Origin of the sequence: Peptostreptococcus equinus (assembly GCF_027125355.1) — a bacterium.
GTDB lineage: Bacteria > Bacillota > Clostridia > Peptostreptococcales > Peptostreptococcaceae > Peptostreptococcus > Peptostreptococcus equinus.
Genome location: NZ_CP114052.1, coordinates 399586 through 421379, shown reverse-complemented (window position 1 = coordinate 421379; position 21794 = coordinate 399586). Strand labels below are relative to the sequence as shown.

Genomic DNA, 21794 nt, shown 5'->3' with positions numbered 1-21794 from the left:
CTTCAATACTTGAGAGGGAGTAAGCCTAGCATATCTCCACAGATAATAAGATATGCTAAGTTCTTGGTCCCCCTCTATTAGTTTTTTATTTCTTCTACGTCAGTCACTCCATTAACCATGTCGTCATAAGCACCATAAATCATATCTATTTCATCTGGTGTAAGAAGTATAAGCACTAAATCAGCTGGTGTGCCTGCTCCAAACTTAGCCATTAGTGACTTATTCGCAAAGAACTTTTCGCCATTGTAGAATATAGAATAAACTATTGTCATAAGCTTACGTTTCTTAGTGTTTTCTGCTAGTTGTAGCTTACTATCTTTAGCGTTTTTACCATTTTCTACAAATTTCATTTTGTAGCCATAATCTTCCATTTCTGCTTCTTGAGATAGTGTCATTCTTCTCATTTCAACGATTACAGGTATGCCTAGTAGTTCTGATAAGCTAGATATTTCTATTTCTTCTTTCTTCTCTAGAAAATCTGATTTTTCCTTATTAAGTAATAAATCTATTAAGTTCACTCCATCATTTTTAGACGCTATATCAGTTACTTCTACAGCTTCTACATCATTGTTTATTTTCTTTTCTGCCATGTTATCCTCCAATTATTTAATTACATCTATCAAGTCAAAGCCATCAAAAGTGAAGGGAGCTTCTATTTTCCCTACTTCACCATTTTTCCAGTCTGCCAATGTCAAATCATCAAACTGCACATCTTTTGCCTTTATTCTTTCTGCTCCTATTGAATCAGGGTCATCCAACTTAGATATAAGCTCAAAAGCTAATGTCTTTTGGTCTTGCATTCTCTGTCCTATCAGATTAATCATTCTTGATTTAACTTTTGTCATAGTTACAGAACCTTTACCTTCTGCTCCTACTGTCTTATGAGCCTTCATCATACGTCTTGGTCTTGCTACAGTTTGTTTTTCAAAGTCAACTTTAAGCTGGCAACCCTCTATTTCTGCAACATACTCTCCATCTAGCCACACTTCGCCAAATGTTCCTGATATGCCTTCTGTACCTAGTATTTCATATACTTGTCCCTTTTCCATATATCAATACCTCCTATATAACTATATTTATGTAGAAATCTTCCATAGCGTCTACACCTCTTAATCTAATCTTTAAGAACACCTTAGAACCTGTGTTCGCTTCTCTAAGTTCTTGCTCTGTAAAGCTTGAATAATTTATGCCTACAGATTTTAAATACGTCTTATGTGCTTCAACATCTATATCAACCAAGAACTTTTTATCTATGATTCCATCCTTAGCCATACTTTCTAGGTAGTTACTAACTTCGCTTATAAGTAGCACCTTATTATCATAAGTATTTGCTAATTTTCCTATATAAAAGTTAGTTATTGCGCCCTTTATTAAGTTATTAATAGCGTTATATGTTCTTACAAGCTTAATCTTCTTGAACGAACTTCCATATGCTCCACTTGTAGAAGTTAGAGAAGTAACACCCCTAGCTATTCTTACAACTCCACCTTTTTTAATTAATACAAGCTTTCCACCATCTATAGACGCTGATATTTCAACGCTTGTCTGCTTTGGTATAGCTATAACAAAAGGAACTACTGCATATGTTATAGATTGTGTTAATGGTGTTCCTGCACATAACCCAGCTATAAATGGCAACAACTGATTAGCCTTATATGTGCCTGTTTCTGTTGTTACATCTCCAGTTGAATAAAACTCAATTATATTAGGCTTGTTGCTTGGTGTTTTTGTGTTAATTATTAAACTTGCTGAATAACCTACAGCTGGTAAACTATCTATAAACGCTATAAGCTTAGGATTTTCTACCTCGTCTGTAGCGTCTGGCATACACATATAATTGAATTCGTAACCTTCGCACTCTTCAAGTGCTTTGTCAAGCGTGAATGACTCGTTTATAATGCATACAATAACTTTAGAAGGTGTATATGCTCTAGCTTCTAAATTGTTTACTCCTACTTTTATATCTTGAACATTTCCCATAAAAGCGTCCTTAATATATTGAAGATTAGTAGGTGTGTACTCTTCTTTTACATCTTCAATAGACAAATATTCATGAAATCCCGACAAAACAGTTTCTTTCAAAATTAAAAGGACTACTCCAGTAGTAGCCCCTTCTAAATCTCTATTTTTAGCTTCCATAAAGCTAATTTTTAATTCTGGTATTCCCATTCTATACCTCTCTTTCCACTCTTATTTCTTCAAGAAGTGCTACATCAACACTTCCCATAGTATCTCTATCGTGTACATCAAAATACACTTGTTCTGCATACGACAAGTTGAAAGTATAATTAAGCCAATAGCCTATATCATCCCTCATAATATTGTCAGTAATATCTTGTATATGTAAGTATCTTTTTCCTACTACAATACTTCTTGTAAATGTTGTATCTAATATGTCTTTTAAGTCGTATAAATCTCGCTTTTTTTCAATAGATTGTGGATAATAGTTAATACTTACCTCTACATCCTTTGTGTTAAAATGCAAGTTCCTTGACTTAGACTTTCCAATGTGAACATCAATAAAAAAACAGCCTATGTCTTTGTCTGCATATAGCTGTCGTTGGTTTTCATCATCTGTAATTTTTACATTAAACTTAGTGTCTTTTACTGCTTGATAGAGCATATTAGATACAGAACTTATTAAATCGTTAATCTTAACCATTATCTACCCCCAAATAGTTTATCCCATGCTTTCTCAAGTTCTTTATCCATTTTATCTTCACCAAGTTTCATAGAATCTCTAAGCATAAACACACCAGGGACAAACAATATCTTGCCCTCTTTTTCAATTCGCCTCTTTCTTTTGTGGCTTTTTTTCAAGTTCATTCCTGCTCTTGTTCTGTGTCCGTATTCTACGTCCCAAGCATAGAATTCACCATCACCTGATTGTGCGTCATTATATACCTCTGTTATTCCACTCTTAGGATTCCTAAGCTTCCAAGCATTCTGTAGCGTACCTGCTCCAACAGCGTTTTCATCTTTATTTTTAGGTGTATTCTCAATTACATCTTCAAGCACAAACTCCCCAACTGCAAGAGCAACATCATTCATAACTACTTTACTCTTTTTCTCTGCTCTTTCAAACTCCTTTATCCAATCGTCTAAACCTTCCCACTCCATAATTACACCCTCTTTTTCATAGTAACTGGTATTTCTAAGTGTGAAGACCATTTAAAAGGCAATCCTGCTGTACAAGTGTACTCTCTTCCTAAGTGTGTAATAACTAACTTATCACCCTCTATAACATCTATTTCAGGTCTACAAAATACTGTGTAGTCTGAATTAAGTCCGTCTGTTTCGCCAGCTAAAGCATACGATATTCCACTTTGCCCATAATCTAGCTCACATAGTATGTTAGAGTGTTTCAATACTTCTCCCATATCAGTTATATGGCTAAATGGGTTTTCTTTTTCTTCATATCTATACACATTCATGCTGTCACTATATGTACTAGCTAATATATCAACTTCTGTCACTATATCACCTCATTTACACTTGGAGATATAAGCTTTTTAAATCTATTAAGTTGACTTTTAAACACCTTTATAAGGTCATCAGTGCTTGTTACAGCTATCCTAGTAGGCTGTGCAACATTATACTCAATCTTAGTCTTACCACGTGTTATAGCCTTAATTCCATTGTCTGATTTAACATCTTGACTTGTAATATTATACTTAGCATTAGCATAAGTACTCATCATATCAATAATAATCAACTCTAATGCAGGTGGAATGTCTTTTCTACAACAGTAATTAAGTATTTTTTGAACCAATATATCAAGAGTAAGACCTATTACAGCCTTACTCTCTTGTGGAATAGTTGGGACAAGTATATACAATTTATCTAGTATTCTAGTTCTTTGTAATTCGTCCATATAATCACCTACTTACTAGCTGTTTTAGACTTTGCTGTAGTCTTTTTTTCTTCCTTTGCAGGTAGCTCAACAAGTGGTACTATAAGCACTTCACCTCTTGCATTATTTCTAGTTGATAACTCGTTTATTCTTTTGCTATCTACTTCTACACCTTCCCTAGGATATACAGTACCTAAAACATAAGAAGTATTATCATCTTCTATATCTTCAAACTGCCTAATTGCAACGTATCTCATATATTACCTCCTATCTACACTCCAGGTGTTATAGTAGCTTTCACAATTCCATCTACTCTTTCAGCGAATAATAACATTGCTGATACTGTTATAGTTTCTGCTGTCAATCTCTGCATATTAACATCATGCCCTATACCTATTATTCCTGTTGAATCAGTTGTTAGGTCAAAAGCTTTATCTATCTCTCCTGAACCCATTGTTGCGTAAGCTAATACTAAGTTCTGTGAAGCTGTCATATATATAGTTCCCTTAGGTACTGACGCTGATATAATAGCTACACTAACATTTAGGAAATTCTCAACATATTTCAATCCAAATGTTGTTTGTGTACTAATATTAGCTTTAGCTAAGTAATCAGATACATCAAGTGGGTTTACAAATGCTATTGATGTTATATCATCATCTTCAAATTTTTCTGCTAATGCTCCCCAACCTTTTGCCATTGATTCTTGGAATCCTGCACCTGTAACTTCTGTTTTCCCAGTTGCTAATTGTGCAAAAAGTTTCTTTTTAAGTTCTTTCTGCAATTCTCTCATTAATTTATTATCAGTTGTTATTATAGACTGTTGGAAACCATATTTCTGAATATCTTCAACTGGAACAGCCTTTCTTTTCTTGTCCCATACTAACTCTTGCTTAGGGCCTTCAACCATCTTAACTTCTGATAATGGTATGATATCACCTGGTTCTACTACTGTTCCATCTAGTGTAACCTGTGATGTATAAGTTCTAATTATAGACCCCATAGGTAAAGGCATTTTTCTTTCAATGCCTAGCATTCTTGTAAGGTTTTTCAATTCCTTTCCAAATACTTCAACAAAATCAATTTCCTGTGGTCTTATAAACGTTCTTGATAATTTTTCTTCTACTGCCATAATTTAATTCTCCTTTTTACTTATTCAAATAAATGTTGATTTTCAGTTATTGCTTTAAGTCTTGCTTGCTTATCTTCAATCTTCATAATGTCATCTTTAGTGATTGTGCTTATTCCTGTACTAGCCGACGGAGATTTACCCTTTAGTCTCTCATTAACTTCTGCTTCTACTGCTTTATCAAATGCACCTTTGAAGTTCTTTATATTATCGTTAGTTGATTCAGCGTCTACTCCCAATAGAAAAGAACTAAACGATTCATCTAGTCCTTGGTCTTTAAGGTTATTTTTAGCTTGTAGTTCTAAATTAGCTTTTTTATATCTTTCGTTTTCCTCGATTAAAGCTTGAGTTTTTTTCTCTGCTTCTGCTTTCGCTCTCTCGTCTGCTGTCATCTTAGCAAGTCTTTCAGCTTCTGATATCTTTTCTTCCTGTTCTTTTTCCCATTCTGCTTTTGCTTTCTTTAATGCACTAGTAACCCTTTTATCACCTTCTGATTGCAACAACTTGTTTAATTCTTCTTGTGTATAAGTTTTACTTTCTTCTGCATTTTTACTTTCTTCTGTGCTATTAACACTTTCTCCACCAACTGCTCCATCATCTTCTGCAAGTAGCTGTAAATTCATTCTAATTAGTCCCTTATAGTTATTTAACATCCCTGTAAGTTACTCCTTTCAACATAAAAATAAGACAGTTTATAGACTTATCAAGGTCTTGTTTATTCAACTTTATTAATTGACTTATTTCTTTTTCTTCCCGATTTCTTTTAATTTATCAGGGTCATTATACTTCAAGTCTTGATACTTCTTAAAGCTACGTGGAATATCACTGCCATACTTCTCTCTATCTTTTTGATGTTGTTTCTTATCAGCGTGGCGATTTTTCCACTTCTTTTCCTCTTTCTTATATTCAGAGTCAGATTCAACATTTTGTTTATACCACTCTTCATAGTTCATATTCTTATCAACTTTAACATTGTTTCCTGCTTTATCTCTAGCAACTCTAGTGCCTTTTAATTCGCCTAAATAAGGAGCTGTTGCACTTCTACAATGTGGGTGCATTGGTGGAGCATTTACTCCTGATTGCATATCTTTAACATAGAATATATCATGGTCTAAACTCCTACATATTTCAGATGTTTTAATATCTAGTGTAGCTATATATATATATCTATCTAAATTCAACTCATTGTAAGCCTTCTTTTGTCCTAATGTAGCAAAATACTGTTGTTCAGTATGCACTAACCTAGAAGCTGTTTTTTTAGATACATCAAACTTTTCAACAATACGTTTAGTAGTTTGTTGAGGATTGACACCTCTTATAGCACCCTGTATTATTTCTTCTTCGATAGCGTCTTTTAATTTGCTTCTATTCTTCCATAATCGCTCACTAAAATTACGACCACTCCAAGGCTTAGAGAACTCTGCAATAATCTCTGCCTTCGTTAGCTTGTGAAAGTCACGCGGAACAAAGCTACTTACTACAGCAACATCAAACATTGTTTTGTAATAGTTATCTGCTGTTGATTGATACATAAGTGTTTCAACTTCTTCAAATTGATACATATATGCTTTATCTAACTCTTTTTGGATACTAAAAAAAGAAGCTTCTAAATTACTTATTCTGCTTCTTGTAGATAGTGTATTAAGTTCTAGCAGTATGTTAGGGTCATCTATAAGCTCCATATACTCTTTTAAATCCATTCTGAACCCTTTTATTGCATTGCCTTTTAAGAGTTCTGTTGCTCTAGTATAAGACAAACCGTTATCTTCTGAATACCTATAAAATAACGTTGCAATTTCTTTCTCAATGTTTTTTAAAGCTTTCTCATATTGTTGAGATATTAGTTTTACAACATCATCAGAAGCTCTTATATTAGCTTTATTTCTTTCTTTCGCTCTGTTTATCCAGTATTCATCAATCTTAGTTATCTTCGCCAACTATATCACCATCTTTATTATCAACATTTTGTTGATTTTTCCCAAAGTTATATGATACTGACACTTCACTATCTAATTCAGCTTCTTTCTTTTGCAACTCTTCACTTGCATTTTCTATAAATGGCAACAATGAAACTAAAGTTTCTTTGCTAAGTATTGGTTGTAAGTTCTGTATAGTTTGTGATAACTCAAACACATTTTGTGGAAGCGTGTTAGAAAACTTAATATTAATCTCTGTGAATGTATCCAAATCTTTTTGTATGCTTAGGGAGTTACAGATTAGCTCTATTCGTCTTTGAAGTCCTTTCTTGAACTTTCTCTCTTTATTGCTTCTTATCTGCTCCATAGCTAGTATTTTGTACCTTATAGACACACCACTAAGATTGTTCCCAAACGCTTCGTCCTGCATATCAGGAGTATATGAGAACTTGTGTATATCCTGTTTAATTCTATTCTTATAATTCTCAATCCAGCTATCGTTTACATCTTTTGTGAGCCACTTAGCGTCACCATCACCACCAAGCAAAAACGTTCTATCTTCTCTAGCTTTCTTTAAATCTGCACTGTTAGTATCAAACAAATTAACTAGAACTAAGTAAGCGTCTGTGAATTGCTCCATATCATTTAGCGTATTAGACTGTGCTGTATTATAAGCGTCTATAAGGGTCATTACTTGCTCAAAGTCCCCTTGCTCTTCTTTGTTATTCAGATACTCAACTACAGGCACATCACCAAATGTATGTTGTTGTTCTTCTATAACTGTAAACTTATCATCTTCTTGCTTGTATATAGTGACTTTAGCAATATCATACACTTCAATAATATCTGATTTCTCTTCACCTTCTCCAACTGTATAAAATCTAACTGCATACTTCATACTTGGATTAAGCTTCATATCATATATGATAAACATTTCTTCTGGCTCAATCTCATTAAACCTTATCTGTGCTTGCTCATCTCTATACACTACCTCGTAAGCTTTACCTTTTATACTGCATATCTTAGCAAGCTCTAAGTTTTCTTCTTGTTCATCTGAATAGTCGAAAACTGGCTGTAGTTGTTCTAATAGCTTGTTTTTATCAGTCTTACTTATATAGCTTATTGGTTGCCCGACAAAGTATCCTACTAGCGTATCAGTGATATATCTAGGAAACGGATTGACTATCTTGTTATTTGGCACTCCATTTGCTTTTTCCTCTGCTTTAAGTATTTTATGTTTACCTATATAATAGTCTTGCAACTCTTTATATCGTTCTGCAACAGTTTTATGTTTCTTTACAAACTCTGCTATCTCTTCTATCGTTAACTCTTCTTTATCTGTTCTGTACACTTTATCCCCCTTTCTACAATCCAAATTGCGACTTTCTAATTGATTTTAGTCCTTTATTTCTCATTTCATCACTCATAGCATACCTTGTAGCGTCTATTGTATGATTATCTTTATCAGCTAATCTTGGTAGTGGATTGCCGTTTTTGTCAGTTGCGTAATCTACATTACTAAACTCTCTATAAGTGTTAGGACACCTCTTAGGGTCTATAATAATAGATTCTAAATCATCAAGCCATCTTTCCCCAAACTCTACTGAATCTTGACCTTTAACAGCACCTTTACCCTTTATTCCATATCCTCTAAGTTCATCAATTGATTTAGGCTCTGCACTATCAAATAAAGTTAAGGTTGATTCATATCCTTTAGATTTAATCATATCTGCTAATTTCCTGTTAGATATCTTAACTCCGTATAATTCATCAAAGATATATAACTTCCTTCTTGTCTTATCATAGTGCATACGAACAAAAGCTAGTGGGTCAGTAGCATACCCAAAGTCACAACCTTGCTTGATATTATCAAAGTTAGCTATTTGCTCATTTGTAATCTCTTCGAATAGTAGATTGTCAAATGGTATGACACCAAGTCCAATCGCTTTACCCATATATTCCCAATCGTATTTAAGTGGCTTAGTTGCCTTTATATGCTCTGCTTCTTCAACAAACTGTTTAGATATGTAAGGATTGTCTAAATAAGTAGAATGATATACTTTAGTATTGCTTGGTAATATAGCACTCTCATACTTAACATTAACCCAAGATTGTCTCATCTTAGGCGGATTGTACGAAAAGAATATTTTATATTGAAGTCCAGCAGGCAACTCTGCTCTAAGTATAGAGTTCGTTATCATACTGACTTCATCTTCTGTCTTAAACTCTGCTAGCTCTTCTATCCATAGCCTTGTAATAGGATATCTACTAACCTTAATAGACTTAATTTTACTCGGGTCATCAGCACCTCTAAATATTATTGAATTACCTCTAGGCTTATAGGTAATCTTCATTGGACTTACCCTGTATTCGAACTTATCTTCAAGTCCTAACTGTTCTATAGCCTCTTTTAGCTGTTCATAACAGGACTCCATAAGAGTGTTAGCAACTCTTCGGACACATAGTACAGTAATAGGTTGTTCTACCACATCCATTACTAAGCCTTGTGCAAGAACTGATGACTTACCAGACCCTCTCCCACCTTTTAAAACATAGTAGAGTACATCTGTATTTCTTCTATCTCTCCAAAAACCATAGAAATGAGGCATTACAACATCTTTTAAACTTACATATTTTTTAGATATCATCTCTAACCACCACAATTTCAGTAGTATTTCCAGATTTATCAGTAAACAATTTATGAGTTCTTCCAAGCATTTCTGCCGCTTTAAGCCTATCTTTAGCGCCAACATCTATATCAACTATAGCTTGCCCATATTCTGCCCCCTCACTTTTAAGTATTTGTTCGGTTTGCTCACCTCTCATAACACTTGTAAGGTATTGTAACACCTCTGTGCCACTAGCTATACTTAACTCTGCTTTTCGCTCCTCATATGCCTTTTTAACTTCATCTATAACAGGCTTAATATGTTCATACTTATTAACACCTGCAAGCATTTCAGAAGCCTTTGTATTCGCTCCTTTTTCACTGTATCCTGCTTTTATAACAGCCTCACTACCATTAATAAAACCATTGGCTATATATTCCATTACAAATTTCTTTTGTTGATTCCTAGACGGTGCCCAATCTTCCATAAGTGATAGAGCAAGGTTAACTATCTCTCTATTAAGCTGTTCTACTCTCTCATTCTTATCCACACATTGCACACCCCTTTTTTTAAACATAAAAAATAGACCTTTTATAGTCTTGCCTAGGACTTATTTATCTCTCAAATAATTAATAAAACAATAACCTAAATATATACAATCAACCAGTATGGTGAATATTAATATTGTTCCCGCTATTATTTCCATTATTTATCACTCCTTCTTATCTCTAATCCATTATCAACTAATACAGTATAAATAGCGTCACCTAATCTAGTCAGTACAGATTCATCTAATTCATCTATCTTATACATATCAGATATGCCATGTAATATTTCGTGTACTAATGTAGCATTTTGCATACCTTCGCTACACTCATCATTAATATAAATCTTTTCATCATTATAATTAATCATACCTGCATATTCATCAGGACCCATTTGCAATTTTCTATCAGGTGTTGCTTTTTCAATGTTGTATGTTTTCCATCCAATTTTAATTTTATCTAGCATTTAAACCTCTCCTAATAACCTACATTTCGCTTTTCTTAAATACTTATCTCTTATCTCAACATCTTTTCTAATCAAGTGTAACAGATTTCTACACCCCTTATAATTAGGTAAATGTGCATGAGTATTTAACGTTTCATTTACTACTACATATCCATATCTTTTTTTAATAATTTTATATTTATACATAGTTTTCTCCATTAAAAATAAGCCTTTTTACACCATGCTTAGGGTGGCTCTAGCTATCACTTAGGATATACAATGACAAATGAAGTGATAGGACTTGCACCTACTATTTATTAACTAAAATAAATACCGACTTACTCGCACTCCCATATTAACAGAAAACAGCTGTTAGTCCACCAAATTCATGTTTTAAAATTATTAGTTGTTTGAGGAATTGTGGCTAACTATCGCTGTTTCCCGTTAGAAGAAATATATTGTGTTATATAATTATGTTTCGCATTTTAAGTCTGCTAGACTATGCTATTACTTTTTTGAACTATTACGTTTTGTAACTTTAACTTAATTTGCTTATAAAGTTTTCGCATATATCGTCATATATGCTTCGCTCTGTCTAATGAGCATTGTTAAGAGGCCGACAGTTTACGCATTTCTTTATAATTAATTTGTACACCTAATATCTATATCCTTTACCAAGGCTTAGAAAGGCTTTATTGGTTAGCTACTCCACTAATATTAGGTTGCCTTGCGTACAATTTTGGTTTGTTTGAAAAAAATCGGTTATAAAGGTTACCAGGCTTCATATCCTAGAAAAAATACATACATTTTTTAAAAGGGAATTGCAAGAATCGAACTTGCTTACACCAATATTCCCACAATATAGCAACCCCAGGCACATGTGAATTCTAACCCATCAAAGCTACTCCCATTCAGGAACACAGCGTTAATCCTTCCCAAGTTGCTATAAATTAGGCAGTTTTACAACTTACCTAGGTTGTAATCATTAAAACGGAGGTCTAACAATCAATTAATGAAAACTTACCACAATAATAGTTTAGCACCTTCTAATCATTGAAATAAGGAACATACAAGGAATTTTCTAGGAATTTTCTAGGAATTTGATACATTAAAGTTTTTATACAGAAATTCTCTTGTCCTTTCAGGATGCAAACTATTAGCTGAGCTTAATATTAAATCATCATGTAATCTATTAAGAGTTTTAATATCAATCTGCATAAAGTCAGCTATCTGTTGCTTTTTGTACCGTCTTTCTTTGTTATTAAATTCATAATCAAATAATATTTTTTGGTCTGATGTTAAGTTGTTAATAGCTATCTCTATTCTTTCTTTGATTAATAATGTTTCTTGCTTTAATCTCTCTAGCCTCTCAATCTCTTTTTCTTTTCTCAATACTTCATTTTCTACCTCACTATTAAAAGCATAGCTAGGAGATAATTTATCTTTATCATATCTAATAGCCCCACTAGAATACGTCTGTCGCTTAACAGATTCAATTTTAAGGTCATACTGTCTAATATCTGAACTAAGGTACTTATATCCTTTTAGCCATCTCTCAACCTCTTGTAACTCTTCTTTAGTGAACAGTACATCTCGCATAGACTACCCCCTTTTTCTATCCAATTAGTGCATTATTATCTTTAAGTGTTTTATCTACAATTTGTTTAAATTCATCTTGCTTACCTTCAACTGGCACTACGTATCCATCTTTTCTAGCACCACAACCACTCGCTATACATTTTATAGCGGCCATAGTTTTAAACCATTCAAGTTTTAAATTCGCATTATTCTTAAATATCGTATTTCTGTAATCGTCACCTTTATTCATCTACTTATCCTTTCCTATTTGCATAACTCTAATAGTTTCTTATTATCTTCTTTTGTCACTAATACTGTAATATCTAGCCCGTCAATATTAATATCCCACTCTTGCCCATCTTTATATTTTTCTTGAAGTTTTTTATTATAATTTTGCTGAAGAACTTGAAATATTTTTTTAGCATTCTCATTCTCATAAGTACCATTAAAACTTAAACCTTTTTTATTCATCTGCTTATCCTTTCAATCTCTTATCTATTGCATTTTCTATCACATCTTCAAAGCATTTATCACATATCGTATAAACTTTACTTCTTATCTTGTGTTTATCTTTAGTCTGCTTGTCACACTTCACACAGTTTGTTGACACTATTCCACCTCTTATTTACCATCTTCTTTAATTTGTTTAAACGATTTAACCGAATAATCTATAATTTCTTTAACTTCATTTTTAGTCCAGTTATAGTTTTTTGTACTTATTTGTGTGCTTGCTACTAACAAATACATATCATTTTTACTTGGTATAAACACTAATCCTAGAATAGAAACAACAAATACTGCTAATATTTTTTTTATTTCTTTTTTATATTTTATATGAATTTCTCTTATTCTATCTCTTTCTTCTTCCAAATATGTGCCTGAATTTACTGCATACCATATAATGTCTCCAACTATAACTACACAAATCATGAATACCAGTATTCTACATAAAACTCTAAACCCACTTAACACATTTATTAAATATAACAATCCTGCTATTTTCATACTATACCTCTCTTTCTGAATTATAGTTTTTAGTTGACACACCTAAAGTAATATTTTTTCAGCCTATCTTCGCCTATTTCATCAATAACCTTTTGTGCGGTTTCTTCTGAATCGAAATGATAGCCTCCGTACTCATTTATACGCTCATACACGGTTTCAATTTCTCCGCTATCATATCCATATACAATCTGCCAGTTTTTTTCTTCAAATTCAAAAGGTCTTGAATAATCCTTCATAATTTTTAATATCTTCAAGCGTTCAACTTCAAATTCTGCTTCTTCTTCTGTTTTAAATACGTTACCTATTGCCAGCCTACTACCATCAAAGTAATCATGTCGCTCTTCCAACTGTTTCCATGTATGTTTCAATACAACACCTTCGGAATCTATAAAATAATAGTTTTCTCCATTATTCGGCATCCATGACTTATTTTCTTCCTTCTTTTTCCATTCTTCAACAGCTTCTATCAACTGTTCTTTGCCATTCTCACTACATAACTTTTCTAATACATCTATTATTTCTTTATTTTCCATGTTTTTATTTCCTCCTTGTTGTTGATATGTATGTTACAAAAATCATAGTTGTTATAATAATGTTTATATCTGCATTATATCCTGTAAAATGTGAAACCTCTATAGAAACCTCGCTAAATGACCATAATGCAAACATTAATACAAGCTCTACTTTTTCTAATGTTCCTGTTATTTTACTCATAATTACCTCCTAAAATGGCACGTCATCATCATCAATGCTATTAAATTCTGATGAACCAACTGAACCACTTGGCTCAAACTTAGGATTGCCTCCCTTATCATCATTAGCATAATCAAGAGCCTGTATATTACGACCTGCTACCTTAGTGAAGTTTCTTTTCTCTCCATTAGGTGTTTCGTATCTATCTACTCTGATAGAACCTTGTATGCCTACTAACCTTCCTTTTGTAATATAGTTTGCACAAAATTCCGCTGGCTTACCCATTACCTCAACTGGTATAAAATCAGTTGTTGTGCTTCCATCTTTATTTTTATAATCTCTATCAATAGCTAGTGTAAATGTAGCCACTGGCGTGCCAGAACCTGGAATATATCTTAATTCAGGGTCTTTGCATAACCTTCCAACCAATACTGTATTATTCATTATTATCCTCCCTTAATATTTCTGGTAATTTTCTATTGCAATCTCTTTTATATGCCTTTTCAATTTCCTTAATTACATCACTTTTAGATGTTTCAATTGTGCTTTGAATTATATGCCTATCTCTATTATTTAAAGTTTTCTCACTTAATAACATTCGCATATCCTTTTTAATTTCATGATTGAGCTTATCTCTTTCATGAATTTTGTTAGAAAGTGATACTACTTGCCATCTAAAGAAAATACCATTATTAAATTTTTCATTATTATTAATTTTGAAGTCTGAACTCACTATTCTACCTCCCTTTTAATCCACTCTTTAAGTTGCTTGTGTTCCTGCCTTAAACTATTTAATCTACCTTGTAATGCTTTTTTATAATCCTCACTAGAATTAGCAGTTGCAAATTCATATCTATTTATTGTATATATTTCACTCTCTATGTACTCTATCGCATATTTAACAGCTATAACCTGTAGCCCATAAGGTAATTCCATTGCTATTTATCTCCTTTATATTTATTAACTTCTGTAACTTGTCTTATAATGCTTATATTAGTACAAGTATCATCACCTATAAATTTACCTTCTGAATTATAATATTCATCATATGTACTAGCTTTGTTATCGTCATCTACTCTTATACACTCATCACCTACTAGAATGCAAAATAGCCTGTTTAAGCATCTATTGTTCCTGCAATAATAGTCACCTTCATATTCAAAATGTAAATTGTGATTACTACCGCACACAGCACACTTATCCATTATTCTACCTCCCATATTTTCCAATCTATTATCCTACAATTCATCTGTTCAACGCTCTTGTGCGTATAATTCAACTCATCATCAAAATCACGCTCTATCACCTTTTTATAAGCGTCTAACTGGCTTACCGAATAAGGTACTATAGCTTTCCTACCATTTGTTTCTATTGTTATATCTAAGCCTATATTGTCATCAATAGACCACTCTATATCCTCTAATAATTTTTCTTTTTTAGTCATTTTTATTCTCCTTAATCTATAATTATCAAGCATAACACTATAATTATTAGCGTTATTGAAATTGCTAACATCTATTTACCTTCACTTTCTAACTCTTCTATCCACTCATTGAATTTTCTAGCTTTTCTTAAATCCTCTATCCCATTTTTCTTGTTCCATCTGAACGAGTATTTCAACATACTACCCCACAACCAACCAAGGTACATTTCTTTACCTAGCAATGCCCTTATCACGTCCTTAGTTTCAATATCTAGTCCGTCTAGCTTATAGTGAGATGGACTGTTTACGTTATCGTGAATCTCATCTCCAATTACCGATTTAAGAATTACATTTTCTTGGTCTAGTTTACAATTTGTTGAAAACGGATCTTCTATTTCTTCACAATCGAATGCATAAATGCAAACATCACTCATATAAGTGTGGTGCCCATCATCTAACGACTGAAATTTATAACCTATAAGATTCCATTCCCTTTCGTTATCCCATTTTACAACTTTATACCATTTACTTTTTTCAAAATTATTAACCATATACCTACCTCTCTGCTCTTTGCTTTTTAAATAATCCTTCTGAATGAACTCTCTTTTTAGCATTACTTTTTATATATGCGTTTACGTCTGCGTATTCGCCTTTTTTAGCGTTTATATTGTCTAACTTAGACTTATATACTAAATATTCTTTACAGTCGCTGTGACACCCCATAAAACGTCTCTCACATGTATAGCAAGGATTAAGTTTAGTAAGTCTGCTATTATGATAGCTATTAAAACTCATACTACCTCCTTACATTTTCAAAAAAAACATAATCTGGATACTTCTTTTTGAACATTTTCCTTTTTATGATATATTCAGCCTTTTTTCTAGTAAAATCGCTCTTTACATCTTCGACTATATATTCACCAGTTCTATTATCTATATATGCAAAGTCTGCAATATAACTTATGCTTCTTTCTTTTTTCCCTTGATTATCTGTAAACCCTTCTAGCAAGTTAAACTTTTTCTGTCTTTCAAGGTTTTTAATTTCTTTTGCTCTTTCCAAGAGGTCTAATTCTATATATCTATCTCTTTCTTTTTTAGAGTCAAACTCTATCCCCTTATATTCGACTTTAATATTGTTGTATTTGCTTTTTTTAGCCATTTACTCCCCCATATCTATGCCTGTTATTTCTTCGAATATTTTTTGGTCAAAATTAGGTATAGCTTTGATTATCTGTTTGTTACTCTTACTTAATTTATCCCACCAAATTTGTGGTTTTTCAGATTCATCTAACTTTTTAAGATAACCTCCAGTTGTTTTATGGTCAGGGAAATTTTCTTTTTCTTCGTCTGTCATATCTTCTACTACTATCCATTTAGTGTTTAATTTTTCTATTTCATTCAACAAATAGTAAGCATCTGAATTTCTCCATTCCCTTAGTGTCATTTTAGTTGGTTCATTAAACATTGTTATAAATTGTTCCTCAGTGTTAAAGCATCCACTAGAGTTATTAGTCTTGTTAAAATCTCCTGAGTTAAAATCTCCTGAATTCCTATTTCCTGAATTCCTATATCCTGAATTCCTATTTCCTGAATTCCTATCTCCTGAGTTCATATATCCTGAATTCCTATTTCCTGAATTCCTATTTCCTGAGTTCCAATCTCCTGAATTCCTATTTCCTGAATTCCTATTTCCTGAATTCCTATCTCCTGAATTCCTATTTCCTGAGTTCCAATATCCTGAGTTCCAATTTCCTGAGTTCATACGACCAGAATTGCATTTTCCAGTGTTGACTAATTGCAGCACTTCTTCCCATGTCAACGCTCTAACTATTTTAATTTTATTAGTACAGCATTTAGTGTCGTCCCCTTTTTCATCTATGCTTCCTAAAGCTTCTATTTCTGCTACTTTATTATCGCCATCAAAGTTATAGTAATTAAAACAGTCGTTTAATTCTTTACAAAAATGAAACCCTCTCTTACATATAATCGGTTCTTCATCTATTGCATATTCTTCTCCTACTGAGTATTGAAAATCTCTACACTTCCAATCTGGGTTAAAAACTTTATATCCTTTCATATTGTCCTCCTACTTATTTAGTTCTTTTATTTTCTGATTCAATTCTTCACTACTATATTTTCCTGTAAGTGAAGGTTTGAAATTATGAAATTTAGTTTGATTCGTATATATATTCTTACATTCTTTCTTTCTTACATTCTTGTTAGTTGTCGGTTGCTTGTCGGTTGCTTGTCGGTTGCTTGTCGGTTTGCTTGTCGGTTTATCATCTTTAGATTGATATGTTTCCCAATTTGCAATGGTTATAAGTCTATTTTTGTTTGTCGGTTTGCTTGTTAAAAATCCGTACTTTTCGAATTTCTCCAAACACCTTCGAATTTGCATGGTCGATATATCTTCCCCTACATTTTTTTTGATCGACTTTAAACTCGTAACAAATTGACCAGGTTTGCAAGTGTATTCTTCACCTCCGAATATCCATTTTTTTTCTTTATGGTTAGCCATTAAAAGTAGGGTTATCATTATTACTTTTTGTTCGGAGGTACAATCTTGCCATAAAGCATTTTCAAGCAATTTCCTATGCAGTTTTATCCAGCCATTATCAATGCTCATTCATTAATTGTCCTCCATTTTTAACTATTTCTTTTTTATTTTTTCTATTTAGCTCTATCATAGAATGACTTACACTCTTTAGCTGTAAGTTGTTCAAGGGTTTTTGCTTTGTAATGATTTTTCAATATTCCTTGAACATCTGCCTCTGTAAATCCTCGTGAATCTAACAATTTTTTTAATTTATCTATATTCTCTTTAGTTGCCATTTTTTCATCTTGTTTAGGTTGACTATTTGTTGAATTTTTATTTTCTTTATAATTAGAATTAAATTCTTTTTGATACTCTTCTTCGTCTGCGTCAATTGAATCATTATCTATTAAAAACATTCCTCCCATTGCATATTTTCTTGCATATGATGATGTAGCTCCTGTTATCTGTTGTTCAGATTGCCCTGTTTTACTAATTTTAGGTTCTCTAGCATAAGCATTAGCTGTAATAGTTCCTTCTCCATCTGTTATAGTACAAATGGCTTTTATATATATTTCTTCATTTGCCATAAAGATTTCGTCACTTACAAAAACTGATACATTATACTTATCAGCAAGTGGTTTTAAGTGCTTATATATGTCATCAGCTGACCTATACTTATACCTGCCTTTTACATCTCTTTCCTTAGGTACTTTCAATTCGTTCTGTATCTTTTGTAACTTCTCATATATATTCATATAACCACCTACTTAACTATCAATGTATCTTCAAATACCAACTTAGCTCCTGGCACATTTTTGCCACTTTCAATAGCTTCTCTTATAGCTGTTTTATTTTCAACAAGTGTAGTAGATACACGCTCTTTTTTATATGAATCTGGGATAAGTTTTTTATCTAAAATATCTATTCTTCCTTTTGATTTACGTATAGTCATTTTACCTAATTCAGTCTCAATTGACTTTTTACCATTTATTTCTAAAGCATTGATAGTGCTTCTATCTAATTGCTTTATCTTATTCGCGAATGTGTCTGCATAGTCATCTAATCTTTTTGCCTCTTTTTTATGCATTTCTGACAATGCTCTTATTTGCTCTTCTTTGCCTAATAAATAAAATCTATATTTAAATATGTTTACATTTTTATTTTCTATTTCAAGAGATTTATTTATTACCTCTTGAAGTTTTGCATTTGCTAATTTTTGTGTCTCTTCATCATCTGATTGCATTAATTCGTCTAATTCAGATTCTAATAATGCATATTCTTTTTCTAAATTGTATAAACTCATGTTTACCTCCTAAAATGGACTTAATGTGTCACTTGCTATTTCTTCTAATTGATTTTCTAAGTCAATTACTTTATTTTCTAAATTATGATTATGTTTGTCTTGCAACTCTATAATCTTATTTTTATCTTTTATTATTTCATTTAGCCTAGTTATTTCTTCTCTTAAATCACTATTCGCCATTTTCAACCTCCTAAAAATGTGTTATAATGTACATATAGTTTTTTATTCAACATTTTGTTGACTAGTCGTTGTTTCCGCAACGGCTTTTTTCATTTCTTCAAGATAATCTATTACGTTACTTAACTTATACACATCTGCACGTTCACTTGTAGAAATCATATGCTTTACAATTTCTTTTGATAATTCGGTGCGTTCATAATTATATGAATAATGAACTCTTTCGTTTGTGAACAATATACTACCTATATCAATTGAAAGCACTCCTTGTTCAGTAAAATATCTACTTAAATCTTGTGCTAATATTAGGTTGTTTTGATACTCTTCTATCTCTTCTAGTGTTATTTTTTTATTCATAATTACCTCCTATAACGTCAGCGTATAGACACTCTAAACTATCTTCATCTATCTTTTCTTCGTGATTTACTATATTAAAACCAAAATCACTTAAAATCTCTTTGTATTCGTCTATATCGTCTGCTATGTCTTGTACATAATCTAACGCACTATCTATATATTCCTTTGAATCAGTTTTATGTGATACTTCAATCTCGTGCGTTATTCTAATATGTTCTGTCACTGTTAGTATGTGCTTCATAGCTACCTGCTTTCTGTTATTAATACATCTTTATTTTTAGTGACTAATTTCAAATTAAATTCTTTTATACAATCTGAAAGCTCACAAGGTTCTAAAGAAGTTTCAATGAAATATGAATTTTTCAAGTCAAGTAAGCATACTTGTTCATCAAAATTGCTAACACATATAATGTACATATTGTCTCCGTCTGTAACTACATCACCTATTTCTATGTTTTCTGTTTTTCTTAAATTAATTTTCATTAGTTTTCCTCCGCTATTTTTAATGATTCTTCATATGATAATGTTCTTGGTTCTCCTATATGGTTCTTTATCCACTCTCTACATACTGATGAATCAAACACATCTGTATCAAATTCACCAACAGATTTTAAATCGTCATTTTCTGTATACACTGAACAGGTATTAATCTCTTTGTCGTATATAAACATAAATGTATCAACTCTTATCGCCCTCAAATGATCTACATTTACTAATTCTTTCTTTTCGCTATTCAAATAGCTAATTCTCATTTTTGCCATAAATACCTCCTTAATTATTTAAAAAAGCTTTTAATTCTGTGTATTTATAATGATTTTCAAATTCTTCTTTGTAAGACTTATCCATCATATCAAGACACTTTTCATAGTCGTAAATAATATATTTAGCACGTTGAACGCTATTAGTTCCTATTATCCTGTCAAACTCTTTTATAAATTTTCTACAAGCTGATATAGAAGCGTTATTAATGTTGAACTTGAAATTTTCTATGAATGATTCGCACTCTTGTTCATCTTTTTTCTTTATTTTTGGTAAGCTTGATAAATTGAATTTTTCTTTTATAGCTCTAGTTATCTGTCTGTATAACTCTTGCTTAATTACTTCGTTAGTATTAGCTACAGTTTCCTCAACTTTTGAAGCTTTTAATTTATTTAATCTGTTATACTTATCATTTTCTAATTCTTCATTTTCTTTTATATCTTTGATGTCTTTTTGCACTTCTGACAAGTTGTTTTCTACAATTTGAAATTTACTATTATTATTTGTCATCATTTGACTTACTGAATTAATGAATAATTGTTGTTGTTCTGTTTGTTGCCTAATCATTTTTTCTATTGCTTGTATTTCATTTGCCATTTTTATTTTCCTTTCTCAATTAAATTATTTCTTACTGCTACTGTCCAAGCTTCAATGCTATCTAACCCTTTGTGAATATTTCTAACTTCTATATCTTCTAAATCTTCTATATAATCTGTAACCCAAGCTAAACCACCTATACGGCTTAAAAAGTTATTCATTTCTGATAAAAATACTATTGTATTTTCAGATAAATTCTTAGAAAATCTATTCTTAGCTTCTTCTGACGTGTACTCATTTTTAAGTTTTTGCATTTCCTCTTTAGTAGCTTTTAATTCTGCTTCAATTTGCTTTCTTGCTTTTACTTCTTGTTCTTGTCTGTAACTTGCTTTTTTTAAAGCTTCGTCTTTGCTGGCTAAGTCCCTTTTAATTGGCTCATAGTCAATAGGTGTTACTTCTATCTTTTCAGTTCTCACAACCTCTTTTATAACTTCTCTAGGCTGTTTTTCTAACTCGGTTTTAAGTTTAGCTATTTCATTTTTCGCTTGTTCTTCACGTTTGATTGCTTCTTTTTCTCTCTTAACAGCTTCTCTTAGTTGTTTTACTGTCATATCCTGAACATCATTATTTTCAATGAAATCTTGTGTTTTTTCTTCTGGTAATGACAGCAATTCAATCATTTTTGATGAACTTATGACTGTCGACGTCGACAGTTCTCCAAATCTGTTGTAACAATCTATAAGCCTATAAGCTGTTCTTTCTGTGAAGTCTACCTTTTCTTTAAGCCAATATTTCCATTCTCCATTAGGAATAACTTCTTTAGACTTAACCAACCTTTTACCTATTTCTAAGAAGTTTTGTACTGTTTGATTTTTATAGTAGTTAATCTCTACTTCTAATTGCGTTACTTGTTGCAAATCATTCAATTT

General features: G+C 32.0%; 42 protein-coding genes. All 42 read right to left on the bottom strand.

Translation table 11 applies throughout. From position 1 onward, the window contains the following. Positions 1 to 77: 77 nt before the first annotated feature. The 42 genes from O0R46_RS02230 to O0R46_RS02025 all read right to left on the bottom strand — a co-directional run bounded on the left by O0R46_RS02230 (position 78) and on the right by O0R46_RS02025 (position 21791). Positions 78 to 590, bottom strand: coding sequence for a phage tail assembly chaperone (locus tag O0R46_RS02230; protein ID WP_269311970.1), 513 nt, complete (start codon positions 588 to 590; stop codon positions 78 to 80). A gap of 12 nt (positions 591 to 602) precedes the next feature. Beyond that, positions 603 to 1049 carry a phage tail tube protein gene (locus O0R46_RS02225; RefSeq protein ID WP_269311969.1) on the bottom strand — a complete coding sequence of 149 codons (447 nt, stop codon included), beginning with the start codon at positions 1047 to 1049 and terminating at the stop codon, positions 603 to 605. 13 nt (positions 1050 to 1062) lie between these two features. Next, the gene (locus O0R46_RS02220; RefSeq protein WP_269311968.1) at positions 1063 to 2169 is read right to left on the bottom strand and encodes a phage tail sheath C-terminal domain-containing protein; all 1107 of its coding nucleotides are present in this window, start codon (positions 2167 to 2169) and stop codon (positions 1063 to 1065) included. Position 2170: 1 nt separating this feature from the next. Further along, positions 2171 to 2662, bottom strand: coding sequence for a phage tail terminator family protein (locus O0R46_RS02215; protein ID WP_269311967.1), 492 nt, complete (start codon positions 2660 to 2662; stop codon positions 2171 to 2173). Continuing rightward, the gene (locus O0R46_RS02210) at positions 2662 to 3120 is read right to left on the bottom strand and encodes a hypothetical protein (protein WP_269311966.1); all 459 of its coding nucleotides are present in this window, start codon (positions 3118 to 3120) and stop codon (positions 2662 to 2664) included. The genes O0R46_RS02215 and O0R46_RS02210 overlap by 1 nt, the downstream gene beginning before the upstream one ends. 2 nt (positions 3121 to 3122) lie before the next feature. Continuing rightward, complete coding sequence (locus O0R46_RS02205) at positions 3123 to 3476, bottom strand: hypothetical protein (protein WP_269311965.1); 354 nt, start codon at positions 3474 to 3476, stop codon at positions 3123 to 3125. Then, positions 3476 to 3874, bottom strand: a complete 399-nt coding sequence (locus O0R46_RS02200) for a hypothetical protein (protein ID WP_269311964.1) — start codon at positions 3872 to 3874, stop codon at positions 3476 to 3478. The genes O0R46_RS02205 and O0R46_RS02200 overlap by 1 nt, the downstream gene beginning before the upstream one ends. 8 nt (positions 3875 to 3882) lie before the next feature. Continuing rightward, a complete protein-coding gene (locus O0R46_RS02195) occupies positions 3883 to 4110 on the bottom strand; it encodes a hypothetical protein (protein WP_269311963.1) in 228 nt (75 codons plus the stop codon). A gap of 14 nt (positions 4111 to 4124) precedes the next feature. Next, the gene (locus O0R46_RS02190) at positions 4125 to 4985 is read right to left on the bottom strand and encodes a hypothetical protein (protein ID WP_269311962.1); all 861 of its coding nucleotides are present in this window, start codon (positions 4983 to 4985) and stop codon (positions 4125 to 4127) included. Between the two features lie 20 nt (positions 4986 to 5005). Continuing rightward, the gene (locus O0R46_RS02185) at positions 5006 to 5635 is read right to left on the bottom strand and encodes a DUF4355 domain-containing protein (protein ID WP_269311961.1); all 630 of its coding nucleotides are present in this window, start codon (positions 5633 to 5635) and stop codon (positions 5006 to 5008) included. Between the two features lie 84 nt (positions 5636 to 5719). Beyond that, on the bottom strand, positions 5720 to 6919 hold the full coding sequence (locus O0R46_RS02180) for a minor capsid protein (protein WP_269311960.1): 1200 nt from the start codon (positions 6917 to 6919) through the stop codon (positions 5720 to 5722). Next, a complete protein-coding gene (locus O0R46_RS02175; protein WP_269311959.1) occupies positions 6903 to 8249 on the bottom strand; it encodes a phage portal protein in 1347 nt (448 codons plus the stop codon). The genes O0R46_RS02180 and O0R46_RS02175 overlap by 17 nt, the downstream gene beginning before the upstream one ends. Positions 8250 to 8262: 13 nt before the next feature. Next, positions 8263 to 9546 (bottom strand): PBSX family phage terminase large subunit, encoded by a 1284-nt coding sequence (locus O0R46_RS02170; RefSeq protein ID WP_269311958.1) that lies wholly within the window; start codon positions 9544 to 9546, stop codon positions 8263 to 8265. Further along, positions 9536 to 10057 (bottom strand): terminase small subunit, encoded by a 522-nt coding sequence (locus tag O0R46_RS02165; RefSeq protein ID WP_269311957.1) that lies wholly within the window; start codon positions 10055 to 10057, stop codon positions 9536 to 9538. Before O0R46_RS02165 ends, O0R46_RS02170 begins: the two co-directional genes overlap by 11 nt. Positions 10058 to 10212: 155 nt before the next feature. Beyond that, positions 10213 to 10518 (bottom strand): hypothetical protein, encoded by a 306-nt coding sequence (locus O0R46_RS02160; RefSeq protein ID WP_269311956.1) that lies wholly within the window; start codon positions 10516 to 10518, stop codon positions 10213 to 10215. Further along, on the bottom strand, positions 10519 to 10704 hold the full coding sequence (locus tag O0R46_RS02155; RefSeq protein WP_269311955.1) for a hypothetical protein: 186 nt from the start codon (positions 10702 to 10704) through the stop codon (positions 10519 to 10521). It abuts the gene before it with no gap. A gap of 885 nt (positions 10705 to 11589) precedes the next feature. Beyond that, positions 11590 to 12096, bottom strand: coding sequence for a hypothetical protein (locus O0R46_RS02150; RefSeq protein WP_269311954.1), 507 nt, complete (start codon positions 12094 to 12096; stop codon positions 11590 to 11592). A gap of 16 nt (positions 12097 to 12112) precedes the next feature. Beyond that, positions 12113 to 12325 carry a hypothetical protein gene (locus O0R46_RS02145; RefSeq protein WP_269311953.1) on the bottom strand — a complete coding sequence of 71 codons (213 nt, stop codon included), beginning with the start codon at positions 12323 to 12325 and terminating at the stop codon, positions 12113 to 12115. A 14-nt stretch (positions 12326 to 12339) separates the two neighbouring features. Next, entirely contained in the window at positions 12340 to 12546 is a 207-nt protein-coding gene (locus O0R46_RS02140; RefSeq protein ID WP_269311952.1) for a hypothetical protein, read from the bottom strand. 4 nt (positions 12547 to 12550) lie between these two features. Beyond that, positions 12551 to 12685, bottom strand: a complete 135-nt coding sequence (locus tag O0R46_RS02135; protein ID WP_269311951.1) for a hypothetical protein — start codon at positions 12683 to 12685, stop codon at positions 12551 to 12553. Between the two features lie 11 nt (positions 12686 to 12696). Next, positions 12697 to 13080, bottom strand: a complete 384-nt coding sequence (locus tag O0R46_RS02130; RefSeq protein ID WP_269311950.1) for a hypothetical protein — start codon at positions 13078 to 13080, stop codon at positions 12697 to 12699. Between the two features lie 29 nt (positions 13081 to 13109). Further along, complete coding sequence (locus tag O0R46_RS02125) at positions 13110 to 13613, bottom strand: hypothetical protein (RefSeq protein ID WP_269311316.1); 504 nt, start codon at positions 13611 to 13613, stop codon at positions 13110 to 13112. 4 nt (positions 13614 to 13617) lie between these two features. Beyond that, positions 13618 to 13794, bottom strand: a complete 177-nt coding sequence (locus O0R46_RS02120; protein ID WP_269311317.1) for a hypothetical protein — start codon at positions 13792 to 13794, stop codon at positions 13618 to 13620. A 9-nt stretch (positions 13795 to 13803) separates the two neighbouring features. Then, on the bottom strand, positions 13804 to 14217 hold the full coding sequence (locus O0R46_RS02115; protein WP_269311318.1) for a single-stranded DNA-binding protein: 414 nt from the start codon (positions 14215 to 14217) through the stop codon (positions 13804 to 13806). After that, positions 14210 to 14506 carry a hypothetical protein gene (locus O0R46_RS02110; RefSeq protein WP_269311319.1) on the bottom strand — a complete coding sequence of 99 codons (297 nt, stop codon included), beginning with the start codon at positions 14504 to 14506 and terminating at the stop codon, positions 14210 to 14212. The genes O0R46_RS02115 and O0R46_RS02110 overlap by 8 nt, the downstream gene beginning before the upstream one ends. After that, complete coding sequence (locus O0R46_RS02105) at positions 14506 to 14709, bottom strand: hypothetical protein (RefSeq protein WP_269311320.1); 204 nt, start codon at positions 14707 to 14709, stop codon at positions 14506 to 14508. The genes O0R46_RS02110 and O0R46_RS02105 overlap by 1 nt, the downstream gene beginning before the upstream one ends. Before the next feature lie 2 nt (positions 14710 to 14711). Continuing rightward, positions 14712 to 14978, bottom strand: a complete 267-nt coding sequence (locus O0R46_RS02100) for a hypothetical protein (RefSeq protein WP_269311321.1) — start codon at positions 14976 to 14978, stop codon at positions 14712 to 14714. Next, positions 14978 to 15217, bottom strand: coding sequence for a hypothetical protein (locus O0R46_RS02095; RefSeq protein WP_269311322.1), 240 nt, complete (start codon positions 15215 to 15217; stop codon positions 14978 to 14980). Before O0R46_RS02095 ends, O0R46_RS02100 begins: the two co-directional genes overlap by 1 nt. A 71-nt stretch (positions 15218 to 15288) precedes the next feature. Further along, the gene (locus O0R46_RS02090) at positions 15289 to 15747 is read right to left on the bottom strand and encodes a DUF3310 domain-containing protein (protein ID WP_269311949.1); all 459 of its coding nucleotides are present in this window, start codon (positions 15745 to 15747) and stop codon (positions 15289 to 15291) included. A 4-nt stretch (positions 15748 to 15751) separates the two neighbouring features. Next, positions 15752 to 15991 carry a hypothetical protein gene (locus tag O0R46_RS02085; RefSeq protein ID WP_269311324.1) on the bottom strand — a complete coding sequence of 80 codons (240 nt, stop codon included), beginning with the start codon at positions 15989 to 15991 and terminating at the stop codon, positions 15752 to 15754. Between the two features lies 1 nt (position 15992). Beyond that, the gene (locus O0R46_RS02080; protein WP_269311325.1) at positions 15993 to 16355 is read right to left on the bottom strand and encodes a DUF1064 domain-containing protein; all 363 of its coding nucleotides are present in this window, start codon (positions 16353 to 16355) and stop codon (positions 15993 to 15995) included. Next, complete coding sequence (locus O0R46_RS02075; protein WP_269311948.1) at positions 16356 to 17273, bottom strand: DUF7666 domain-containing protein; 918 nt, start codon at positions 17271 to 17273, stop codon at positions 16356 to 16358. A gap of 9 nt (positions 17274 to 17282) precedes the next feature. Continuing rightward, positions 17283 to 17822 carry a hypothetical protein gene (locus O0R46_RS02070; protein ID WP_269311327.1) on the bottom strand — a complete coding sequence of 180 codons (540 nt, stop codon included), beginning with the start codon at positions 17820 to 17822 and terminating at the stop codon, positions 17283 to 17285. Positions 17823 to 17866: 44 nt separating this feature from the next. Beyond that, on the bottom strand, positions 17867 to 18487 hold the full coding sequence (locus O0R46_RS02065; protein WP_269311328.1) for an ERF family protein: 621 nt from the start codon (positions 18485 to 18487) through the stop codon (positions 17867 to 17869). Between the two features lie 8 nt (positions 18488 to 18495). Further along, positions 18496 to 19035 carry a siphovirus Gp157 family protein gene (locus O0R46_RS02060; RefSeq protein ID WP_269311329.1) on the bottom strand — a complete coding sequence of 180 codons (540 nt, stop codon included), beginning with the start codon at positions 19033 to 19035 and terminating at the stop codon, positions 18496 to 18498. 9 nt (positions 19036 to 19044) lie between these two features. Next, a complete protein-coding gene (locus O0R46_RS02055) occupies positions 19045 to 19215 on the bottom strand; it encodes a hypothetical protein (protein WP_269311330.1) in 171 nt (56 codons plus the stop codon). Between the two features lie 42 nt (positions 19216 to 19257). Beyond that, complete coding sequence (locus O0R46_RS02050; protein ID WP_269311947.1) at positions 19258 to 19569, bottom strand: hypothetical protein; 312 nt, start codon at positions 19567 to 19569, stop codon at positions 19258 to 19260. Beyond that, on the bottom strand, positions 19562 to 19810 hold the full coding sequence (locus O0R46_RS02045) for a hypothetical protein (RefSeq protein ID WP_269311946.1): 249 nt from the start codon (positions 19808 to 19810) through the stop codon (positions 19562 to 19564). Before O0R46_RS02045 ends, O0R46_RS02050 begins: the two co-directional genes overlap by 8 nt. A 2-nt stretch (positions 19811 to 19812) precedes the next feature. Then, a complete protein-coding gene (locus O0R46_RS02040; protein ID WP_269311333.1) occupies positions 19813 to 20052 on the bottom strand; it encodes a hypothetical protein in 240 nt (79 codons plus the stop codon). After that, complete coding sequence (locus tag O0R46_RS02035) at positions 20052 to 20330, bottom strand: hypothetical protein (protein WP_269311334.1); 279 nt, start codon at positions 20328 to 20330, stop codon at positions 20052 to 20054. Before O0R46_RS02035 ends, O0R46_RS02040 begins: the two co-directional genes overlap by 1 nt. Before the next feature lie 10 nt (positions 20331 to 20340). Then, complete coding sequence (locus tag O0R46_RS02030) at positions 20341 to 20925, bottom strand: ORF6C domain-containing protein (protein ID WP_269311945.1); 585 nt, start codon at positions 20923 to 20925, stop codon at positions 20341 to 20343. A gap of 2 nt (positions 20926 to 20927) precedes the next feature. Continuing rightward, positions 20928 to 21791: a DUF3102 domain-containing protein gene (locus O0R46_RS02025; protein WP_269311944.1), complete on the bottom strand. Its 864-nt coding sequence runs from the start codon at positions 21789 to 21791 to the stop codon at positions 20928 to 20930. Positions 21792 to 21794 lie beyond the last annotated feature (3 nt).

What these genes read in the sequence shown, in the direction of transcription:
- O0R46_RS02230 (WP_269311970.1), bottom strand. Translation starts at nt 590, where the DNA reads ATGGCAGAAAAGAAAATAAACAATGATGTAGAAGCTGTAGAAGTAACT.
- O0R46_RS02225 (WP_269311969.1), bottom strand. Translation starts at nt 1,049, where the DNA reads ATGGAAAAGGGACAAGTATATGAAATACTAGGTACAGAAGGCATATCA.
- O0R46_RS02220 (WP_269311968.1), bottom strand. Translation starts at nt 2,169, where the DNA reads ATGGGAATACCAGAATTAAAAATTAGCTTTATGGAAGCTAAAAATAGA.
- O0R46_RS02215 (WP_269311967.1), bottom strand. Translation starts at nt 2,662, where the DNA reads ATGGTTAAGATTAACGATTTAATAAGTTCTGTATCTAATATGCTCTAT.
- O0R46_RS02210 (WP_269311966.1), bottom strand. Translation starts at nt 3,120, where the DNA reads ATGGAGTGGGAAGGTTTAGACGATTGGATAAAGGAGTTTGAAAGAGCA.
- O0R46_RS02200 (WP_269311964.1), bottom strand. Translation starts at nt 3,874, where the DNA reads ATGGACGAATTACAAAGAACTAGAATACTAGATAAATTGTATATACTT.
- O0R46_RS02195 (WP_269311963.1), bottom strand. Translation starts at nt 4,110, where the DNA reads ATGAGATACGTTGCAATTAGGCAGTTTGAAGATATAGAAGATGATAAT.
- O0R46_RS02190 (WP_269311962.1), bottom strand. Translation starts at nt 4,985, where the DNA reads ATGGCAGTAGAAGAAAAATTATCAAGAACGTTTATAAGACCACAGGAA.
- O0R46_RS02185 (WP_269311961.1), bottom strand. Translation starts at nt 5,635, where the DNA reads ATGTTAAATAACTATAAGGGACTAATTAGAATGAATTTACAGCTACTT.
- O0R46_RS02170 (WP_269311958.1), bottom strand. Translation starts at nt 9,546, where the DNA reads ATGATATCTAAAAAATATGTAAGTTTAAAAGATGTTGTAATGCCTCAT.
- O0R46_RS02160 (WP_269311956.1), bottom strand. Translation starts at nt 10,518, where the DNA reads ATGCTAGATAAAATTAAAATTGGATGGAAAACATACAACATTGAAAAA.
- O0R46_RS02155 (WP_269311955.1), bottom strand. Translation starts at nt 10,704, where the DNA reads ATGTATAAATATAAAATTATTAAAAAAAGATATGGATATGTAGTAGTA.
- O0R46_RS02150 (WP_269311954.1), bottom strand. Translation starts at nt 12,096, where the DNA reads ATGCGAGATGTACTGTTCACTAAAGAAGAGTTACAAGAGGTTGAGAGA.
- O0R46_RS02145 (WP_269311953.1), bottom strand. Translation starts at nt 12,325, where the DNA reads ATGAATAAAGGTGACGATTACAGAAATACGATATTTAAGAATAATGCG.
- O0R46_RS02140 (WP_269311952.1), bottom strand. Translation starts at nt 12,546, where the DNA reads ATGAATAAAAAAGGTTTAAGTTTTAATGGTACTTATGAGAATGAGAAT.
- O0R46_RS02130 (WP_269311950.1), bottom strand. Translation starts at nt 13,080, where the DNA reads ATGAAAATAGCAGGATTGTTATATTTAATAAATGTGTTAAGTGGGTTT.
- O0R46_RS02125 (WP_269311316.1), bottom strand. Translation starts at nt 13,613, where the DNA reads ATGGAAAATAAAGAAATAATAGATGTATTAGAAAAGTTATGTAGTGAG.
- O0R46_RS02120 (WP_269311317.1), bottom strand. Translation starts at nt 13,794, where the DNA reads ATGAGTAAAATAACAGGAACATTAGAAAAAGTAGAGCTTGTATTAATG.
- O0R46_RS02115 (WP_269311318.1), bottom strand. Translation starts at nt 14,217, where the DNA reads ATGAATAATACAGTATTGGTTGGAAGGTTATGCAAAGACCCTGAATTA.
- O0R46_RS02105 (WP_269311320.1), bottom strand. Translation starts at nt 14,709, where the DNA reads ATGGAATTACCTTATGGGCTACAGGTTATAGCTGTTAAATATGCGATA.
- O0R46_RS02100 (WP_269311321.1), bottom strand. Translation starts at nt 14,978, where the DNA reads ATGGATAAGTGTGCTGTGTGCGGTAGTAATCACAATTTACATTTTGAA.
- O0R46_RS02095 (WP_269311322.1), bottom strand. Translation starts at nt 15,217, where the DNA reads ATGACTAAAAAAGAAAAATTATTAGAGGATATAGAGTGGTCTATTGAT.
- O0R46_RS02090 (WP_269311949.1), bottom strand. Translation starts at nt 15,747, where the DNA reads ATGGTTAATAATTTTGAAAAAAGTAAATGGTATAAAGTTGTAAAATGG.
- O0R46_RS02085 (WP_269311324.1), bottom strand. Translation starts at nt 15,991, where the DNA reads ATGAGTTTTAATAGCTATCATAATAGCAGACTTACTAAACTTAATCCT.
- O0R46_RS02080 (WP_269311325.1), bottom strand. Translation starts at nt 16,355, where the DNA reads ATGGCTAAAAAAAGCAAATACAACAATATTAAAGTCGAATATAAGGGG.
- O0R46_RS02075 (WP_269311948.1), bottom strand. Translation starts at nt 17,273, where the DNA reads ATGAAAGGATATAAAGTTTTTAACCCAGATTGGAAGTGTAGAGATTTT.
- O0R46_RS02070 (WP_269311327.1), bottom strand. Translation starts at nt 17,822, where the DNA reads ATGAGCATTGATAATGGCTGGATAAAACTGCATAGGAAATTGCTTGAA.
- O0R46_RS02065 (WP_269311328.1), bottom strand. Translation starts at nt 18,487, where the DNA reads ATGAATATATATGAGAAGTTACAAAAGATACAGAACGAATTGAAAGTA.
- O0R46_RS02060 (WP_269311329.1), bottom strand. Translation starts at nt 19,035, where the DNA reads ATGAGTTTATACAATTTAGAAAAAGAATATGCATTATTAGAATCTGAA.
- O0R46_RS02055 (WP_269311330.1), bottom strand. Translation starts at nt 19,215, where the DNA reads ATGGCGAATAGTGATTTAAGAGAAGAAATAACTAGGCTAAATGAAATA.
- O0R46_RS02050 (WP_269311947.1), bottom strand. Translation starts at nt 19,569, where the DNA reads ATGAATAAAAAAATAACACTAGAAGAGATAGAAGAGTATCAAAACAAC.
- O0R46_RS02045 (WP_269311946.1), bottom strand. Translation starts at nt 19,810, where the DNA reads ATGAAGCACATACTAACAGTGACAGAACATATTAGAATAACGCACGAG.
- O0R46_RS02040 (WP_269311333.1), bottom strand. Translation starts at nt 20,052, where the DNA reads ATGAAAATTAATTTAAGAAAAACAGAAAACATAGAAATAGGTGATGTA.
- O0R46_RS02035 (WP_269311334.1), bottom strand. Translation starts at nt 20,330, where the DNA reads ATGGCAAAAATGAGAATTAGCTATTTGAATAGCGAAAAGAAAGAATTA.
- O0R46_RS02030 (WP_269311945.1), bottom strand. Translation starts at nt 20,925, where the DNA reads ATGGCAAATGAAATACAAGCAATAGAAAAAATGATTAGGCAACAAACA.